The organism is Roseomonas sp. WA12, from assembly GCF_054165765.1.
The window spans coordinates 3228550-3247049 of the sequence record NZ_CM135108.1; the positions used below are offsets into that span (position 1 = coordinate 3228550).

At 71.3% G+C, this 18500-nt stretch carries 14 protein-coding genes; 7 read left to right on the plus strand and 7 right to left on the minus strand.

Translation table 11 applies throughout. From position 1 onward, the window contains the following. Positions 1-57 precede the first annotated feature (57 nt). From ACVBD7_RS15520 to ACVBD7_RS15535, 4 genes are all read left to right on the plus strand, one after another. The gene (locus ACVBD7_RS15520; RefSeq protein WP_458094134.1) at positions 58-732 is read left to right on the plus strand and encodes a TSUP family transporter; all 675 of its coding nucleotides are present in this window, start codon (positions 58-60) and stop codon (positions 730-732) included. Next, entirely contained in the window at positions 729-1166 is a 438-nt protein-coding gene (locus ACVBD7_RS15525; RefSeq protein ID WP_458094135.1) for a GNAT family N-acetyltransferase, read from the plus strand. Before ACVBD7_RS15520 ends, ACVBD7_RS15525 begins: the two co-directional genes overlap by 4 nt. A gap of 79 nt (positions 1167-1245) precedes the next feature. Further along, positions 1246-2319, plus strand: coding sequence for a TRAP transporter substrate-binding protein (locus ACVBD7_RS15530; protein WP_458094136.1), 1074 nt, complete (start codon positions 1246-1248; stop codon positions 2317-2319). Further along, positions 2309-3928 (plus strand): methyl-accepting chemotaxis protein, encoded by a 1620-nt coding sequence (locus tag ACVBD7_RS15535; protein WP_458094137.1) that lies wholly within the window; start codon positions 2309-2311, stop codon positions 3926-3928. The genes ACVBD7_RS15530 and ACVBD7_RS15535 overlap by 11 nt, the downstream gene beginning before the upstream one ends. 22 nt (positions 3929-3950) lie before the next feature. Here the strand turns inward: ACVBD7_RS15535 and ACVBD7_RS15540 are convergent, their stop codons facing one another. Together ACVBD7_RS15540 and ACVBD7_RS15545 are read right to left on the minus strand one after the other, a co-directional pair. Continuing rightward, positions 3951-5294, minus strand: a complete 1344-nt coding sequence (locus ACVBD7_RS15540) for a glutamate--cysteine ligase (RefSeq protein WP_458094138.1) — start codon at positions 5292-5294, stop codon at positions 3951-3953. Positions 5295-5302: 8 nt separating this feature from the next. Next, entirely contained in the window at positions 5303-6031 is a 729-nt protein-coding gene (locus tag ACVBD7_RS15545; RefSeq protein WP_458094139.1) for a 16S rRNA (uracil(1498)-N(3))-methyltransferase, read from the minus strand. Between ACVBD7_RS15545 and ubiA the strand changes: the two genes are divergently transcribed. From ubiA to ACVBD7_RS15560, 3 genes are all read left to right on the plus strand, one after another. Continuing rightward, positions 6024-6959 (plus strand): 4-hydroxybenzoate octaprenyltransferase, encoded by a 936-nt coding sequence (ubiA, locus tag ACVBD7_RS15550; RefSeq protein ID WP_458094140.1) that lies wholly within the window; start codon positions 6024-6026, stop codon positions 6957-6959. The two genes, ACVBD7_RS15545 and ubiA, sit on opposite strands and share 8 nt — an antisense overlap. 151 nt (positions 6960-7110) lie before the next feature. Beyond that, the gene (locus ACVBD7_RS15555) at positions 7111-7758 is read left to right on the plus strand and encodes a class I SAM-dependent methyltransferase (RefSeq protein WP_458094141.1); all 648 of its coding nucleotides are present in this window, start codon (positions 7111-7113) and stop codon (positions 7756-7758) included. 107 nt (positions 7759-7865) lie between these two features. Then, a complete protein-coding gene (locus ACVBD7_RS15560) occupies positions 7866-8309 on the plus strand; it encodes a response regulator (RefSeq protein WP_458094142.1) in 444 nt (147 codons plus the stop codon). On the opposite strand, the gene ACVBD7_RS15565 is transcribed toward ACVBD7_RS15560, so the two are convergent. From ACVBD7_RS15565 to glgX, 5 genes are all read right to left on the minus strand, one after another. Next, the gene (locus ACVBD7_RS15565) at positions 8250-9686 is read right to left on the minus strand and encodes a sensor histidine kinase (RefSeq protein ID WP_458094143.1); all 1437 of its coding nucleotides are present in this window, start codon (positions 9684-9686) and stop codon (positions 8250-8252) included. The two genes, ACVBD7_RS15560 and ACVBD7_RS15565, sit on opposite strands and share 60 nt — an antisense overlap. Before the next feature lie 68 nt (positions 9687-9754). Next, positions 9755-12544: a malto-oligosyltrehalose synthase gene (gene treY / locus ACVBD7_RS15570; RefSeq protein WP_458094144.1), complete on the minus strand. Its 2790-nt coding sequence runs from the start codon at positions 12542-12544 to the stop codon at positions 9755-9757. A 26-nt stretch (positions 12545-12570) separates the two neighbouring features. Then, positions 12571-14604: a 4-alpha-glucanotransferase gene (gene malQ / locus ACVBD7_RS15575; protein WP_458094145.1), complete on the minus strand. Its 2034-nt coding sequence runs from the start codon at positions 14602-14604 to the stop codon at positions 12571-12573. Then, positions 14604-16370, minus strand: coding sequence for a malto-oligosyltrehalose trehalohydrolase (treZ, locus tag ACVBD7_RS15580; protein ID WP_458094146.1), 1767 nt, complete (start codon positions 16368-16370; stop codon positions 14604-14606). The genes malQ and treZ overlap by 1 nt, the downstream gene beginning before the upstream one ends. Further along, on the minus strand, positions 16370-18490 hold the full coding sequence (glgX, locus tag ACVBD7_RS15585) for a glycogen debranching protein GlgX (RefSeq protein WP_458094147.1): 2121 nt from the start codon (positions 18488-18490) through the stop codon (positions 16370-16372). The genes treZ and glgX overlap by 1 nt, the downstream gene beginning before the upstream one ends. Positions 18491-18500 lie beyond the last annotated feature (10 nt).

Genomic DNA, 18500 nt, shown 5'->3' on the forward strand with positions numbered 1-18500 from the left:
GGCGCGGGTCGGGCCCGGGCCCTGGAACCGCTCGACTTCCTTCTCGCCACGCTGGTGATGGCGGCGGCGACCGTCGTGCAGCTCTCGGCCGGGCTCGGCCTCGCGCTGGTCGGCGCGCCTCTCCTGCTGGCGATCGACCCGCGGCTGGTGCCGGCAGCCTTTGCGGGGGCGGCGCTGGTGCTGCTGTTCGGGCAGTGGCGGGCGAATGCGGGGGAGGTGCCCCGGGGGCTGCTGCTGCCCTCGGTGATCGGTGTCGTCATCGGGACCGGGATCGGGATGGCGCTGGCGGCTTGGTGGCCGGCGCTCGGCTCGCGGCGCGGCTGCGGGGTGGTGATCCTCATCGCGGCGGCGCTGACCCTGTTCGGCCGGCCGCTGCCGCCGCGGCCACCGGTGCTGGCCGGGGTAGCGCTCGTCTCCGGCGTGATGGGGGGCCTGGCCGCCGTGCACGGGCCGCTGATCGGCCTGGCCATGGCCCATCTTCCGGCCGCCGCCATCAGGGGCTTCATGGGGCTGTTCTGGCTGATCGCGCAGGGGACGATCCTGCTGCTGGCGATCCCCTCCGGCCGCGCGGATTGGGGAACGCCCCTGCTCTCCCTGGCGCTGCTGCCCGGGGTGGCGCTGGGCGCGGCGGCGTCCGGGCCGGCGCGGCGCTGGCTGACGGGGCCGCGACTGCGCGCGGGGATCGTGACGCTCGCGGTGATCGCGGGCAGCCTGCTCGTGGTGGCGGGATGAGGCTGGCGCGGGCGGAGGAGGCGGGCGCCATCAAGGCGCTGGTGGAGCGCGCCTATGCCGCCTACGTCCCGCTACTCGGGCGGCGGCCGGCGCCAATGGACGACGACTTCGCCGCGCGGATCGCGCAAGGGCAGGCGCATGTGCTGGAGCGCAATGGCGTCCTCGTCGCGCTCGCGGTGATCGAGGAGCGCGGTGACCACCTCTGGATCGACGACCTGGCGGTAGAGCCCGCGCTACACGGCCAGGGGATCGGGCGCATGCTGCTCGCCTTTGCCGAGGCGGAGGCGCGGCGGCTGGGGCTGCCTGCGCTGCGGTTGCTGACCAACGAGCGGATGAAGCGGAACATCGCGATCTATGCGCGTGCTGGCTTCTTGGAGGTGGAGCGGCGCGAGACGGACGGGTTCCGGCGCGTGCACATGCTTCGCCGGCTGTAGGGGCGCGGCTAGGGGCCGGGCCCTGGCGGCACGCTCTCCCGCCGGGATATGGTTTCGATGGCGGAGGTGGAGTCGGGAAATGGCGATGGCGGTTGGCGTGGCCCGGGCACTGGCCGGGGCTTTCGCAGCCCTGGTCGCGGTCCCGCTTCTCCTCGGGACAGGGGTGCGGGCGCAGGAGCCGGTGCAGCTTCGCGTCGTCGGCGGCCTTGCCGGGGTCTCGCAGTACCTGCGCTACGAGGAGCCTTTCTGGCGCACACGGCTGCCCGAATTGACGCGGGGGCGAGTCAGCGCCGAGATCACGCCCTCAGACCGATCCGGCTTCCGGCCGGATGAGATGCTGCGGCTGATGCAGGACGGAACCGTGCCCTTCGGCACCATCCTCCTCGCCCAGGCGGCAGCCGAAGAGCCGGAGTTCCAGGCGCTCGACCTGCCCCTGCAGAACCCGGACCTGCCGGCGCTGCGGCGCACGGTGCAGCTGTACCGCCCACATCTGCAGCGGCTGCTGGCAGAGCGTTACGGAATCGAGCTGCTGTCGATCTACACCTATCCCGCGCAGGTCACCTGGTGCCGCCGGCCCTTCGCGGGGCTGAAGGATCTGGCAGGGCGGCGCATCCGCACCTCCTCCCTTGGGCAGGTGGAGGTGTTCGAGGCGCTGGGCGCCACCCCCGTGACCATCCCCTTCGCCGGCATCGTGCCCGCCATGCGCGACGGCGCGGTGGAATGCGCAGTGACGGGCGCGCTGTCCGGCAATGCCATCGGGCTGCAGGAGGTGGCGACGCATGTGCAGGACATGGCGCTGAGCTGGGGCGTCTCGATGTTCGGCGCCAACCGCGCGGCCTGGGCTGCCCTGCCGGAGGACCTGCGCACCGCCATCCGTGGCGGGCTGGAGGCGCTGGAGGGCGCAGTCTGGGCGGGGGCGGAGGGGGAGACGGTGGACGGGATGCGCTGCGCCACCGGCGCGCCGGACTGCCCGGGCGGGCCGCGCGGGCAGCTCACCCGCGTGCCGATGTCCCCGGCGGACGAGGCGCGGCGGCGCGGGCTGCTGGCCTGGATGGTGCTGCCGCGCTGGATCGACCGTTGCGGGCCGGACTGCGCCGACAGCTGGAACCGCTCCGTCGCCTCCACCCTCGGGATCCGCGCCAGTGCCCGCTGACGCGACGCCTCCCGGCCCGGCGCAGGCCGGGAGCCATGACGGGCAGAAGGGACGTTTCGGTGCCTGGACGGGGCGGATCAGCACGCGCGCGGCGGGGATCCTGCTGCTCATGCTGCTGGTGCTCGGCGTGCTCTCGGGCGGCGCGGCGCTGATCGGGGCGCGGCAGGCCGGCATCATCGAGGAGCTCGGCGTGCGCCAGCGCGGCGAGACCGAGGCGGTGGACGACTTCGCTACCAGCCTCTTCTCCTTCAGCGGCTTCCTCGGGAATGTCATCCTGGGCGAGGTAAGGCCGGCCGTCGCGGCGCGGCGCGTCACGCGGCAGGCGGAGCTGCTGGTCGGCTACCACAACGCGCTGCTGGATCGCGTCGGGCCGCGGCTGGACCCGCTGCTGGTCGAGACCACCCGGGACATGATGGCGCGCCTGCCGGCACTGGCGCGCGAGATGCAGCAGGCCTTCGCCGCGGACGCCCGGGACCGCTACGGCCCGTTGAACGACGCCTGGCGCGTGCGGGCGGTGACCTTGAACAGCCTGGTGGGCGAGGCGCGGCGGCTGGTGCGGGAGGAGGCGGTGTCCAACCTCGAGCGCGCGACGCGGCTGTCCGAACAGGGGCGCTGGCTGAACATGGCCGGGCTGGCGGTGGGGTTGCTGGGGCTGTTCCTCACCTGGCTGGTGCTCGTGCGGCTCACCGCGCGGCCGCTGGGGGCCGTGGCGCAGGCGATGGAGCGGCTGGCGCATGGCCAGGCCGAGACGGCGCTGCCGGGCACCGAGCGCCGCGACCAGGTGGGCGAGATGGCGCGGGCGCTGATGGTGTTCCGCGACAACCTCCTCGCCACCCGCCGCCTCGGCGAGCAGGCGCTGGACGGGGCGCGGCGCACGGCGGTGGCGACCGGCCAGGCGTCACACGCGATCGGGGAGATCTCGGACGGCGCGATGACGCAGCTGGCGGAGCTGCGCCGGCTGGCCGAGATGCTGGGCCACAGCACGGAGGCGATCCGCGAGGTCGGGCGCATCACCCAGGGCTCGCACGACCAGACGGAATCCGCCCGCCGCCTTCTGGCCGAAGGGCTGGGCAAGATCGCGGCGCTGGTCGAGGTGGTGGATGCGGTGGGCGACGACACCGAGCGCGTGACGCGGATCGCCGGCCAGATCGGACGCATCGCGACGCAGACGAACATCCTGGCGATCAACGCCGCCATCGAGGCGGCGCGCGCCGGCGAGCACGGGCGCGGCCTTGCCGTGGTGGCCGAGGAGGTGCGGGCGCTGGCGGTGAACACCGAGGCGCTGGCGCAGGAGATCGCCGATGTGGTCGTGCAGGCCGGCATCCGCGCCCGCGAGGGACGGCGCGGCGCCGCGGCTGTGGGCACCTCGATGGACGAGCTGGAGCGGCTGGTGGGCGAGAGCGCGCGGCTCTCGGGCGCGACCGCCATCGCCATGGAGCAGCAGGAGGCGACGGTGACGGGCATCGCCGAGCGCGTGGAGGTGCTGACGCGCATCGGCCAGTCCAACGCCACAGCCGCGGAGGAGATCACCGTGACGATGATCGACCTGTCGCGGCTGGCGGATGAGACGCGGACGGCGGTGGAGGGCGTGGCAGGGAACGGGCGCTAGATCTGCCCGGCCACGCCCTGTCCTACAGCGCCGCTTCCTCGAACACGCGGGAGATGTCGCCGCCCCAGTCGCCGGCATTGCGGCGCAGCCAGTGGTCCGCCTGCGTCTCGCCGGAGGCCGCGATGCGCTCGAGCGGCGCGAGGAAGCGCTCCTCGCCATGGCCGCGGGCGCGCAGCCCCTCGCGGGAGATCGTCAGCACCTCGCGCGCGACCTCGCGCAGCGTCACGTCGCCGATCACGGAATCCAGCGCGCGCGTCGGCACGTCCGCGCGCAGGGCCTGCATCTGCGCGACCGACCAGCCGCGAACGAGGGACGCCGCCGCCTTCTGCGCCGCGTCGTCATAGAGCAGGCCAACCCAGAAGGCCGGGAGCGCCGAGACCATGGCCGCGGAGCCCATGTCGGAGCCGCGCATCTCGAGAAAACGCTTGAGACGGACATCGGTGAAGACCGTCGTCACGTGATCCGCCCAGTCGCCCATGGTGGCGCGGACGGAGGCGTCCGTGGGCAGGCCCTTGGCCATGAAGTCGCGGAAGGTGGTGCCGGTGGCGTCCACGAACCGGCCCTCGCGCATCACGAAGTACATCGGCACGTCCAGCACCCAGTCGGCGAAGCGCTCGAAGCCGAAGCCGTCCTCGAAGGCCACGGCGGGGATGCCGGTGCGGTCAGGATCCGTGCGCGTCCAGACCAGGCCGCGCAGCGTGCGGTACTCCGTCGCCTCGCCCTCGCGGAAGGGGGAGTTGGCGAAGAGCGCGGTGGCGAGCGGCTGCAGCGCGAGGGAAACCCGCAGCTTCTGCACCATGTCTGCCTCGTCACCGAAGTCGAGATTGGCCTGCACGGTGCAGGTGCGCAGCATCATGTCGAGGCCCATGTCGCCCACGCGCGGCATGTAGTTCCGCATGATCGCGTAGCGCGTCTTGGGCATCCAGGGCATCGCGTCCCGCGTGGCGATGGGGTGGAAGCCGAGCCCGGCGAAGCCGATGCCGAGCGGCTCCGCCACTTCCCGCACGTCGCGCAGATGGTCATCCAGCTCCGCCTCGGTCTCGCCGATGGTGGCGACGGGCGCGCCGGAGAGCTCGAACTGGCCGCCCGGCTCCAGGCTGACGCTCGCATCACCGCGCTTGAGGCCGATGAGCTTGCCGGTGTCCTCGATGCGCTCCCAGCCCTTGGCCGTCAGCCCCTCCAGCAGGGCCGCGATGCCGCTCGGCTCGTAGGGCGGCGGGGTGAAGCCTTCGCGGAGGAAACCAAATTTCTCGTGCTCAGTGCCCACGCGCCATTTGTCGCGCGGCTTGCTGCCGGCGGCGAACCAGCCGGCGAGGTCACGCGCGGATTCGATCGGCGTGAGATCGGCCTCGCCAGGATTGGACATGCTGTTCTTTACTCGTCCGTCTTGTGGGTCCAATCGCCGCGGATCGCCTGCATCACCGCGAGCGCCGAGACCGCCGCCGTTTCCGCCCGGAGGATTCGGGGGCCGAGGCTGGCCATTGCAACAAAGGGATGCCTTGCCAGTGCGTCAAGTTCCGGTCCCGTGAAGCCGCCCTCCGGCCCGACCATTAGGGCCGGCATGGGGCCGGGCGGCAGGGCCGCCAGCGGTACCGCGCGGCGGCGTTCGGCGGCAACGACCAGGGGCGTTCCGTCCCAGCCGGACAGGGCGTTGTGCAGGGGCTGGGCATCGGCGATCTCGGGCACGTCCAGCCTTTCGCACTGCTCCGCCGCTTCCCGGGCAATGAGGGAGAGGCGGGCGCGGTTCACCCGGTCCGGCACCGCGCGGGTGGTCAGCACGGGGCGGATGGCGCGGGCGCCGAGTTCCGTTGCCTTCTCCACCACCCACTCCATCGCGTCACGCTTCAGCGCGGCGATGAGCAGGACGGGGCCGGAGGCCGGGATCTGGGCGCGGCGCTGCGTCTCCGGAGTGAAGATGGCATTATCCTTCCGGATCAATGTGAGACGCGCCATCCATTCTCCGTGCCGGCCGTTGAAGAGAAGGACTTCGTCTCCCTCTTTTTTTCGCATCACCGCGCCGAGATAGCGGCCCTGCCCCGGTGCGCCCTCGATGGGTTCGCCCGAGCGCAGGTCATGTGCGGTGAAGAGGCGCGGGATGGACACGGGCGATGATCCGTCGGACAGGAAGGCCGTGGCTCCATACACCGATATCCGCCGCGAAGGCCTCTCCGCCTGGCTGCCCGGGGCGCTGGTGCCCTATACGCTGCTGATGCGGCTGGATCGCCCGATCGGGTCCTGGCTCCTCTTTCTGCCCGGGCCCTGGGCCTTCGCCGTCGCGGCGCCCTCCTGGGGCCGGGGGCTTTGGCTGGCGCTGCTGTTTGGCGTGGGCGCGGTGGTCATGCGCGGCGCGGGCTGCGTGGTGAACGACCTGTGGGACCGCGACCTGGACCGGCAGGTGGAGCGCACGCGCGGGCGCCCTCTGGCCTCGGGCGCGGTTTCGGCGTGGCAGGCGCTGGTCTTCCTGGCCGGGCTGCTGGTGCTGGGGCTGGTGATCCTGCTGCAGCTTCCGCCGGCCGCGATCCTTCTCGGCGTCGCCTCGCTCATCCCGATCGCGCTGTATCCGCTCGCCAAGCGGGTGACGGACTGGCCGCAGGCGGTGCTGGGCGTGGTGTTCACCTGGGCGGCACCCACAGGCTGGGCGGCGGCCACGGGCGGCCTGGACACCCCTGCCCTATTGCTCTGGGCCGCCGGCTTCTTCTGGACCCTCGCCTACGACACGATCTACGCGCACCAGGACCGCGAGGACGACGCGCTGGTGGGCAATCGCTCCTCGGCGCTAACGCTGGGGGAACGAACCAGGCCTTTCCTGGCCGTCACCTTCACCCTTTGCATCGCGCTCCTGGCCGCGGCAGGGCTGTCCGCTGGGTTGAACCCCCTATTTCTCGCTGGGCTGGCCCTGCCCGCAGCACATTTTGCCTGGCAGGTGCGGCGGCTGGACATTCGTGACCCCGCGCTGTGCCTGCGGCTGTTCCGATCCAACCGGGATGCCGGGCTGCTGATTGCGCTGGCGCTGCTGCTGGGGCGCCTGTGACGGAGCGCGGAACGCTCGGGACGGCGATATTCCCCCTGCCCCCTGATCGCGTCCATCGGGCTTGGGACACGCCAGCTGAGCCGGATTGCCAGCGCCTCGCTCCAGAGAAAGGAGAGGGTCCGGGGGACTTCCCTCCCTCGGCCTTCTTCCGATGACCGACCCCGAGACCTTCGTCGCAACCCACACCACCATCGCCCGGCCGGCACTGGTGCCCGAGATCCCGCTCCACCTAGCCACCGAGATCACGCCGATCTGGCAGGCAACGGAGACCTGGCTCGGGGAGCAGGGGATCGAGCCGCCCTTCTGGGCCTTCGCCTGGCCTGGCAGCCAAGCCCTGGCGCGCTGGGTGCTGGACGATCCCTCGCGGGTGGCCGGCAAGCGCGTGCTGGACTTCGCGGCGGGCGGCGGGCTGGCGGCGATCGCGGCCGCGCTGGCCGGGGCGGCGTCCGTGGAGGCGGCGGAGATCGATCCGCTGGCGCATGCCGCCACCCGGCTGAACGCGCGGCTGAACGGCGTGACGGTGACGGAGGCGCCTGGGGACGTGGTGGGCGCCGCCTGCCGCTGGGACACGGTGCTGGCCGGCGATGTCTGCTACGAGGCGCCGATGACGCGGCACATCCTACCCTGGCTGCGCGGATTGGCCGCTACAGGGGCAGAGGTGATCCTGGCCGATCCGGGCCGCGCCTATGTGCCGAGCGAGGGCCTGTCGCCGGTGGCGCGGTACCATGTGCCGGTGACACGCGAACTGGAGGATCGGGACGAGCGGGTGGTGACGTTGTCGCGGATGATGTGGCGCTGAACCCTGTGCGGCACTGCGGGCACGCAACGCGGCAATTCATCGGCAAGGCGAAACCCGCACACAGGGCCCTGGTTTCTGTCGAGCGTATTCACTTGGATTAAGATCGGATGTCCCAGCGTGTTCTGATCGTCGAGGACGAGGCCTTGATCGCCCTCGACCTCACCTTTTGCCTGGAAGCACTCGGCCATGAAGTGATCGCCACCGCCTCCGATTCCGTGGAGGCGCTGTCCGTGGCGCATGAGGGCGTGGACCTTGCCCTGGTGGACCTGAACCTGCGGGACGGCCCGACCGGGCCCGCGCTGGGCGAGCGGCTGGCGCAGGAGTTCGGGGCGACGGTCATCTATCTCACCGCCAATCCGCGGCAGGTGAACCCCGATATCAGCGGGCCGGTGGGGATCCTGCCGAAGCCCTATACCCTGGCCGCGCTGGAAAATGCGGTGGGCTTTGCCCTGTCGCTCCGGGCAGGCCGCCTCACCGTGCCGCCGGACGAGCTACGCCTGCTGTCGGGCGCGGCGGCGTTCGAGCGCGTTTGCGGGCAGGCGCGCCTCTAGGTTCAGGCCGTCCGGCAGCCAGTGCCGGACGACCTTGCCGCCCAGCTGACCCTGCACGCTGATGGTGGCCAGACGGCTGCCGAAGCCCTCATGGCCGGGCGGTCCGGGCACGGGCGGGCCACCGCGCTCCTGCCACCGCAGGACCACCTCCTTTCCCTCCCGCGCCACCTCGATCGCCACGCGGCCGGAGGGGTTTGAGAGGGCGCCGTACTTCGCGGCGTTCGTCGCCAGCTCGTGGAACAGCAAGGCGAGCGGGGTAGCGGCGGAGTCATCGAAGCCTTGGTCCCGGCCCGCGATGACGATGCGGCCCTCCTCCCCCGGCGAGGGGTCGTAGGGGGAAAGCAGGTCGCGCAGGAAATCGAACAGGGTGGAGCCGCCAGTGCCGGGCCGGCTGGAGTCGCTGTGTGGGCGCGCGAACTCATGTGCACGAGCGAGCGCGTTGATCCGGCCGCGCAGCTCCTCGGCGAAGGGCGCCGCCTCGGGATGGCCGCGCGCCGAGAGCGAGGTGAGCGAGGAGATGACGGAGAAGATGTTCTTGATCCGGTGGCTGAGCTCATGGCTCAGCACCTCGCGTTCCTCGGCGGCGGAACGGAGGTCATGGATGTCGGTGCAGGTGCCGAACCAGCGGGTGATCCGCCCGCGCGCGTCCCGCACCGGCAGGGCGCGGCCGAGGAACCAGCGCCAGCTGCCATCGGTCATGCGGAGCCGGTACTCGACCTCGTAGGGCTGCCCGCTGGACAGGGCGTGGTGCCAGCGCTCGGTCGTGAGGGCGAGGTCCTCGGGGTGGATGATGAGCTCCCACCCCGTGCCCTCGGTCTGGCCCTCCTGCGTGCCGGTCAGCTCGTACCAGCGGCGATTGAAGTAGTCGTGGTAGCCGTCGGGGCGCGTGGACCAGACAGCCTGCGGCATGGTGTCGGCAATGGCGCGGAAGCGGGCGTCGCTGTCGCGCAGGGCGGCCTCGATCTCCTTCTGCTCCGAGACATCGAGCGCGACACCGGCAAGGCGGGTGGCGGAGCCGAAGGCGTCGCGCAGCACTTGGCCCCGCAGAAGCACCCAGACCACGTCGCCGCCGGGGGGCCAGACGCGATAGGCAATGTTGAGGGGCGCGCGGCCGGCCAGTGCCGCGGCCAGGGCCCGGTCCAGCGCCGGCCGGTCCTCGGGGACGACATGGACCAGCAGCTCCGGCCCTGGGGCGCCGCGCTCGCCGAACCCGGGGTCGATGCCGTGCAAGGTGCAGGCACGGGCATCGCCGTGGATCAGGTCCGTTTCCGCATCCCAGTCCCAGGCGCCCGCGATTCCGGATGCCTCGAGCGCGAGGGCCAGGCGCTGCTCGGCCCAGCTCGGGCGTGTCTCGACGGTGGGCGGGTTGGGAGACAAGGGGCGCGACTCAGCTCCATTCCGCCCGGCCCGCGCCCCATCGGCCGGAATCGACGCGGGCGACGCGTTCAACCCGTGGCGAGCAGCGCGACCGGCAGGCGGGCCAGGAGACCGGACACGGGCAAGCGGTCTCCCTGCCCTGCTACCGTATCGCGGCCAAGCGCGTCGCGGAAGGCCAGCCTGGCCAGGGCGGGGGGAAGGATCAGCGCCGTGTCGCCCCAGGCCGCTGCCGGCACCAGGGGATCGGTGGCATCGCCCAGCACGGTCGCCGGCAGGCGAGTGACGGCGGTGAGGCTGGCAGAATCCCCTTGGCGGCGGGCGAAGGCGAGCACATGGGCCGCCATCGGGCCCTCGGCCTCCAGCGCAATGTACTCGCCTTCCGCGAACAGCTCCGGCAGCCGGGCGCGCAGGGTCAGGGCGCGGGCGACGACGGCCGCCTTAACCCGGCCGTCCTTCCAATGGGGCAGAAGGTCGGCGGGAGCCTCGTTCGCCTGCAGGGCCGCCGCGCGCGCGGGAAAGTCCACAGGGCGGCGGTTGTCCGGGTCCACGAGAGAGAAGTCCCAGAACTCGGTGCCCTGATAGAGGTCGGGAATTCCCGGGGAGGTGCAGCGGATGAGGGTCTGCGCCAGCCCGTTCGCCGCGCCGGCGGGCGAGAGGCGGCGGACGAGCGCCGCAACCTCCTCCCGCAGGCGGGAGGGGCGGTCGGCCGCCAGCATGGCGGTGAGGAAGTCGCGGCAGGCGGCCTCATAGGGCTCGTTCGGCACCGCCCATTCGGAGCGTCGCTTGCCCTCGCGCAGCGCCTTCTCCTGCCAAGCGGCGAGGCGCTTCATCAGCTCGCCCACGCCCCTCTCGTCCGAGGGCTCCAGTTCCACCGGCCAGGCGCCGATGAGGGACTCGTAGAGCATGATCTCGTCGGTGGCGTCGGGCGCGGGCTCGCCCTCCACCTCCTTCTTCAGCACGGAGTTCAGGCGGGTCCAGCGCGTCAGCGTGGCCGCCCAGTCCTCTGGCATCTCGGAGATCACGGCGAGACGGGCGCGCGTGTCCTCGCCGCGCTTGGTGTCGTGCGTGGCGGTGGCCAGCATCTCGCGCGGAAAGTACTTCGCGCGCTCTCGGCAGGCGGCGTGGAAGGCGTTGGGCGTGATGGCGAAATGGGACGGCTCCGAGCCCACCTCATTGCGTGAGATCAGACGGCCGTAGCGATAGAAGGCCGTGTCCTCCACCGACTTGGCGGCAACGGGGGCCGAGAGCTGCTGGAAGCGTATGGCGGCGCGCTGGCGCTCGCGCCGCTGGGCATGCGGCAGGCCGCGCGGCGGGTCGCCCCCCAGCCAGGAATCCAGCAGGTCCAGCAGCGGGCGGTCGGTGGCGCGGATGGTGCGGCGGGCGCCGGCAATGGCCCAGTCCAGCAGGCGACGATCGGCCTCGCTGCGGCCGGCGATGCCGAGATAGGAGCGATAGGCCGGGAAGTGGACCAGCACCTCGGTCAGCGCGCGGCGGATGGCCGTGAGCGTGAAGTCGCGGGTGGCGAGGTCGCGCATGGCGATGCGGCGCAGCGCGAAGGAGGTGGCGTTCAGCTCGCTGGCCAGATTGTAGCGCAGGATCTGGCGCCGCGCCTCGCGCGCCTCCTCGCCGAAATCGGCGGGGCGGCCGGTCATGGCGTGCCAAGTGGCGGCGAGAGGTTCCGCGCCGGCGGGGTCGTGCAGGACGCCGGAGACCTCGTCCATGAAGTTGTAGCCGGTGGTGCCGTCCACCATCCAGTCGCGGCGCAGCTTCTCATGCGGCGCGAGGATCTTCTCGATCAGCAGGATCGGATGGCCCTTGGGCGCATCGGCCGGGCGGCGGGCGGTGAGGCCTTCCAGGCGGCGGCGCAGCTTGCGGCAGTAGCCGCGCGGATCGGCCAGGCCGTCCACATGGTCCACGCGCACGCCGTCGATCTTGCCCTCGGTGTAGAGGCGCAGGATGAGGGCGTGGGTCGCCTCGAAGACGCGTGGCCGCTCCACCTGGAGGCCGCCGAGGGAGGTGACGTCGAAGAAGCGGCGCCAGTTGATCTCGTCCGTCGCCGCGCGCCACCAGGCCAGGCGGTAGTTCTGCATCTCCAGCAGCGCGTGCAGCCGGCCGCGGCCCGTCTCGTCCTTGGGGTCGTGCGCGGCAATCACCGCATCGATCTGGGCGCGGCCTTCGGCGGTGGCGCCGTGCTGCGCCAGCATGTCGAGCGCGAGGCCGGAGGCGGCGCGGATGGCGTCGCGGTCGCCCTCCACGGCCAGCGCGCGGAACACCTGGGCGAGGCCGGCGAGCTGCGGCTCATCGGTCGCGGAGAGAAGCGTGGCGTAGCTGCGGGGCGCGAGCGGGAAGCGGTGCTCGAAATACTCCGCGTAGATCTTGCCGCTCTCCGGCTCGAAATGCAGCGCGAGGTCGCCGGATTCCAGCACGGTGCCGTAGGGCGCACCGAGGAAGGGCGCGAGCATGCGGTCGTTCAGCGCGGGGTCGGGCGGGTTCCAGTCGATGTCGAAGAACCGGGCGAAGGGGGATTGCGGGCCCCATTCCAGCACGTCCAGCCACCAGCCATTGTCGGACCCGCCGACGCCCATGTGATTGGGCACGATGTCGAGGATCAGCCCCATGTCATGGGCGCGCAGCGCAGTGACGAGGCGATCCAGTGCCTCCTCCCCTCCCAGCTCCGGATTGATCCGCTCGGGATCCACGATGTCGTAGCCATGGGTGGAGCCCGGCCGCGCCTTCAGGATCGGCGAGGCGTAGAGATGGCTGATGCCGAGGTCGCGGAAATACGGCACCAGCGGCACCGCCGCATCGATCGGGAAGTCCTTGTGGAATTGCAGGCGCGCGGTGGCGCGCGGGGTCATCGGTGCGGGCATCTGTGGGGGACCAATCAGCGGGCTTGGGCGAAAGCGTCGAGGCGGGCGGCGGTTTCCGGTTGGTCCAGCATGGTGGCGGCCTCCCCGGGCAGGCGGCGGCGCCAATTGGGGTGGCCCTCGGTGGTGCCGGGCAGGTTCGGCGCCTCTTCCAGCGCCAAGGCGTCCTCCAAGGGCAGCAGGGCGAGGGCGCAGGCGGCGGAGGCGACGTGGCGGGCAGCGGCGGTCGCGACCACGGCTCCCTCCTCCTCGCCGGGCATCTCACCCCTGGCCGCGCCGCTCTTCACCATGGCGTCCCAGAGATGGGCGCGATCCTCCGCGCGCTCCTCGCGCTGCTCGCTGCCGTCCTTGCCCTCGCCGAACAGGCCGAGGTCCCGGCGCCAGTCGATGTCGCGGCCCTTCCACCAGCCGGCGACGGTGGGCAGGTCGTGGGTGGTGGTCACGGCGACTGCACCAGGCGTCCACTGCGCGGGCGGGGTGAAGCTGCGGTCCTTCTCCTGCTCGAAGTAGAGGACGCGCAGGCCCATCAGGTCGGTCTCGTCCAGCCGCTCGCGGAAGCCCTCGGGAAGGGTGCCAAGATCCTCGCCCACCACGATGGCGCCGTGCCGCTGCGATTCCAGCGCGACGAGCCGCAGCATGTCGTCCACCGGGAAGTGCAGATAGGCACCCTCGGCCGCGTCCACGCCCTCCGGCACCAGCCACAGCCGCGCGAGGCCCATGGCGTGATCGATGCGCACGCCGCCGGCATGGCGCATGGCCGCGCGTAGCATTTCCAGGAAGGCAGTGTAGCCGCCATCGCGCAGGCCGCGCGGAGAGAAGGCGGCGATGCCCCAGGACTGGCCGAGCGGCGAGAAGATGTCAGGGGGAGCGCCGACGCCGACGCCGGACAGGATCTGATCCTGCCGAGACCAGCCATGGCTGCCGCCGCCATCCGTGCCCACGGCGAGGTCGGCGATCAATCCGATCTTCGCGCCCGCCTGCTTGAACGCGGCCTGTGCTGCGCCGAGGCCGGCATCCGTGATCCATTGCAGGAAGGCGTGGAAGGTGACCTCGCGCTCGTTCTCCTGCGCGAAGGCGGCGACGCCGGGTGCATCTGGGCGACGGTACTCGGCCGGCCAATCCTTCCAATGCCAGAGCGCGGGATCGCGCGCGTACAGATGCGCGTGCAGCGCCTCGAAGCGCACATGACTCTCCAGCGCCTCGCCGCCGGCCTCGCGGAACTGGTCGAACTCGGGATCGCCGGTGAAGCGATCGAAGATGGCGCGGAACAGGCCGAGGCGAAGGCGCGAGGCCGCCGGCCAGTCCACGAGGTCCAGCGTTTCCAGCCGCGCGAATTCCTCGGCCAAGCCGGTTTCGTCGAGGGCGGCACGCAGGGCCTCCTCGCCCATCGCGTCGGGGTCGGCATGCAGCACGTTCAGGAACAGGCGCGAGGACGGGGCGTAAGGCGAGAAGCGCTCGGGATCGGCGGAGAACTGTGCGTGCACGGGCGAGATGGCCAGCGCATCCGCGCCGCGGCGCGCGGCCGAGGTGGCGAGCTGCGCCAGCCCCGTGAAATCCCCGATCCCGCCATCGCCGCGCCGGCGCGGCGAGTAGAGCTGCACCGCCAGGCCCCAGGGCCGCGTGCCCGGCGCGATGCCATGGCAGCGCTGCGGACATACGGCGAGGGTGGTGATGTGCCCGCCGATCTCGAGGCGGTGGTAGCCTGCTTCCGCAACAGCCGGCAGGGTGCAGAGGCCATTCTCCTGCCAGGCACGTCCCTCCCGCACACCGCCGCCTTCCAGCGTGAGGCGGAATTCCGGCTCGCCGGGCAGGCCGAGCAGCACGGGGCGGCCCTGGATGGCCGTGCAGAGGGGCGGGAGCCCACCCTGTTCGCGGCGCAGGCGCTCGCGGCTCTCGCGGATCTCCGCCTCGCTGCTGGCCGGCAGTTCCAGCGCGGCAAGGATGGCCCGCATCGCCTCCGGCCCGACGGTCTTGTCATTGCCGTTCACGTCCTGCCACTCCACCGCGATGCCGGCGGCCCTGGCGAGATCGCGGAGATCGTGGTCACTCATCAGGCGGGATCCAAAAGGACGATGGTCGTGTGGGGCGGCAGCGTTCCCGCGGCGAGACTCGCTGCGTGGCCGGACGCGCCCTCGAACAGGATGCGGGCCGCCGACGCTTTCACCTGCGTTGGTTCGCTGCCGAGATTGACGGCAATGGTCAGCCGCGCACCGTCGCCCATGCGCCAGTGCGCGAGGACAGCGGCCGGGCCGACGGGTTCCGCGCCCTCCGCCTGCGCACCGCGCAGGCGCGGGACGATCTCCGCCTGGCGCAGGGCCAGCAGCGACTTGTGATGCGCCAGGATGGCGTCATGCGGCGGGCGCCCGGCCTCGGACGGATCGGGGCGCGACTTCTCGAAGGTGGCAGGGTCGTTTGGGTCGGGGATGAGGGCGCGCGCGGCCTCGTCCTGGAAGGCCTTGAAGTGAGCGAACTCCTTGCGCCGGCCCTCGCGCACCGCCTTTGCGAGCTCCGGATCGCCGAAGCCGGTGAAGAACAGGAAGGGGGCTGTGGCTCCCCACTCCTCGCCCATGAACAGCATGGGGATCTGCGGGCAGAGCAGCAGCAGCGCCGTCGCGGCCCGCAGTGCCTCGGGATCGGCCAGCGCGTTCAGCCGCTCGCCCATGGCGCGGTTGCCGACCTGGTCGTGGTTCTGCAGGAACAGCACGAAGGCGGTGGGCGGCAGATGGGCGGAGGGTTCGCCGCGCCCGCGGCCAAGATGCGGCATCTCCTCACCCTGGAAAAGAAAGCCCTCCCCCAGCACGCGGGCGAGCTTTTTCGCCCCGTCATCGGCGAAGTCCTCGTAATAGCCCTCGCGCTCGCCCGTCAGCAGCGGATGCAGCACGTTGTGGCCGTCGTCGTTCCACTGCGCGTCGTAGAGGCCGGGGGTGAGTTTGGAGGCGGTGTTACCCTCGTTTTCCAGCACGAGATGCACCTCGCGCCCCGTTAGCTCGGCGCGGATGCGGCGCGCCAGCACGTCCAGCCAGGGCTGGTCGGCGATGGCATGCACGGCGTCCAGCCGCAGCCCGTCGAAGCGGTAGTCGCGCAGCCACATCAGCGCGCATTCCTCGAAAAAGGCGCGCACCTCCGGCCGGGCAAAGTCGATCGAGGCGCCCCAGGGGGTGTGGATGCCCTCGTCGAAGAACTCCTTGGCGTAGGCGTGCAGATAGGCGCCGTCCGGCCCGAAGTGGTTGAACACGCAGTCCAGGAAGACGGAAAGGCCAAGGCCGTGCGCCTCGTCCACCATCGCCTTCAGCTCGTCCGGCGTGCCGTAGGACGGGTCAGGGGTGAAGGGCTGCACGCCGTCATAGCCCCAGTTCCGCCCGCCCGGGAACGCGGCGACCGGCATCAGCTCCACGGCGGTGACGCCGAGCTCACGCAGGCGCGGCAGCATGGCGCGGATGCCGTTGTAGCCGCCCGAGGTGCCGGCATGCAGTTCGTACAGCACCGTCTCGTGCCAGGGGCGGCCGCGCCACTCCGTGTTGCGCCACTGATAGGAGGCGTCGTCCACCAGCACCGATGCGCCATGCACGTCCTCCGCCTGCGCACGCGCGGCGGGATCCGGCACCAGCAGGTCGGGCGAGGTGCGAAAACGGTAGCGCGCGCCGGGCCTGACGGGCGCATCGATGGCGTACCATCCCTGCCCCTTCGCCCGCATCGGGATCGGCGGCATCTCCTCGACCTCGAGCGAGACAGAATCGGTGGAGGGCGCCCAGAGGCGGAAGGTCGCGCCGTCCGGGCGCAGGAGCGGGCCCCAGAGGGTGGTGTCGGAAGTGGTCATCAGGCGTCCAAGCGGCTCCAGAGCAGCATGACGGAGCGGGCGCTGACCGGGACGACCGTTTCGCCCTCCTCCAGCACGCGCTCGTCCTCGTCGGGGTTGGCGCTGTCCAGCACCAGGGTCCAGTTCTGCACCGTGGCGGGCAGGGTGAAGGGCTGGTCGGCGCTGTCGGCGTTGATCATCAAAAGAACGGTGTCCACGCCGCGATCCGGGCCGTCGCCCGCGGCCTGGTCGGCGCGCAGCATGGCGAAGGTCTTGGCAACGGGGTCGCGCCAGGCCTCCGGCGTCATGGGCTGGCCGTCCTGGCCGAACCACTGCGTGTCGGACAGGCCGGGCGCGGGCTCGGAGCGGCCATGCGGGAAGCGCGGCGGGCGCAGCGGGCAGAGGCGGTGGCGTAGCCGGGCCAGCCGCGCCGTGTACCGGATCAGCGCCTCGCCATCCGCCGTCGCGGCGCGGGACCAGTCGATCCAGGAGGTCTCGTTGTCCTGGCAGTAGGCGTTGTTGTTGCCGCGCTGCGTGCGGTTCATCTCGTCGCCCGCCAGCAGCATCGGCGTCCCGGCGGAGAAGAACACGGTGGCGAGCATGGCGCGCTTCAGCCGGCCGCGGATCTCCGCGATATCCGGGTCGCCCGTCTCGCCCTCCACGCCCCAGTTGTAGCTGTGGTTCTCGCCATGGCCGTCGCGGTTGTCCTCACCGTTCGCGGCGTTGTGGCGCTCGCTGTAGGAGACGATGTCCTCCAGCGGGAAGCCATCGTGGCTGGCAATGTAGTTCACGCTTGCCCAGGGCTTGCGGCGTCTGCGATCGAACAGCTCGGAGGAGCCGGTGAGCCGCGCGGCGAGGTCCGAGCGCATGCCCTCGTCGCCCTTCCAAAACCGGCGCGCGCCGTCGCGGAATTTATCGTTCCATTCGGCGAAGCCGGGCGGATGGTTGCCGAGTTGGTAGCCGCCCGGGCCGATGTCCCAGGGCTCCGAGATGAGCTTCACCCGAGAGAGCACGGGGTCCTGGCGCAGCGCGTCGAAGAAGCCCGCGCCGGGGTCGAACCCGCCCTCCTCCCGGCCGAGAATGCTGCCGAGGTCAAAGCGGAAACCATCGACATGAAAGGACTCCACCCAGTAGCGAAGGCTGTCCATCACCATCTGCACGACACGGGGATGCGACATGTTCACCGTGTTGCCCGTGCCGGTGTCATTGATGCAATGACGTGGGTTATCCGGCAGCAAACGGTAGTAGGAGGCGTTGTCGAACCCGCGCCAGGAGAGGGTGGGGCCCATCTCCGATCCCTCGCAGGTGTGGTTGTACACCACGTCGAGGATGACCTCGATCCCAGCCTCGTGCAGGCGGCGTATGGCGGCGCGCATCTCGTTCAGCGCGCCGGTGGAGAGGTAGTCCGGCTCGGGCGCGAAGAAGCCGAGGGTGGAGTAGCCCCAGTAGTTGGTCAGCCCCTTCTCGACGAGGAAACGGTCCTGCAGGAAGGCGTGGACGGGAAGCAGCTCCACCGCCGTGACACCGATCTTTACGAGATGGTCGATGACGACCGGATGGCCGAGGGCTTGGAAGCTGCCGCGGATGGGTTCCGGCACCGCCTCATGCAGGTGGGTCAATCCTTTCAGATGCGCCTCGTAGATGATGGTGCTCGTCCAGGGCCTCTCGAGGATCCGGTCCGCGCCCCATTCGAAGGCACGGTCATCCACCACCACGGCCTTGGGCATGGCGGCCGCGCTGTCGCGGCGGTCCATCGTGAGATCGGCGCGCGGGTTGCCGACACGGTAGCCGAACAGCGCGTCGGACCAGGTGACCTTGCCGACGAGCTGCCTTGCATAGGGATCGAGCAGCAGCTTCGTCGGGTTGAAGCGGTGACCGCGCGCCGGCTCATAGGGCCCATGCGCGCGGTAGCCATAGACAGTGCCCGGACCGGCATCGGGCAGATAGCCGTGCCAGACCTCGTCCGTGCAATCCGGCAAGTCGAGCCGCCCGACCTCCCGACGACCGCCGGAATTGAACAGGCACAACTCGATCCGCTCGGCATGGGCCGAGAAGACCGCGAAGTTCACGCCCAGCCCGTCCCAGGTGGCGCCCAGCGGATAGGGCTTCCCGGTCTCGAGGCGGGGCGGTGCGGTCGTCATCGGTGCGGGG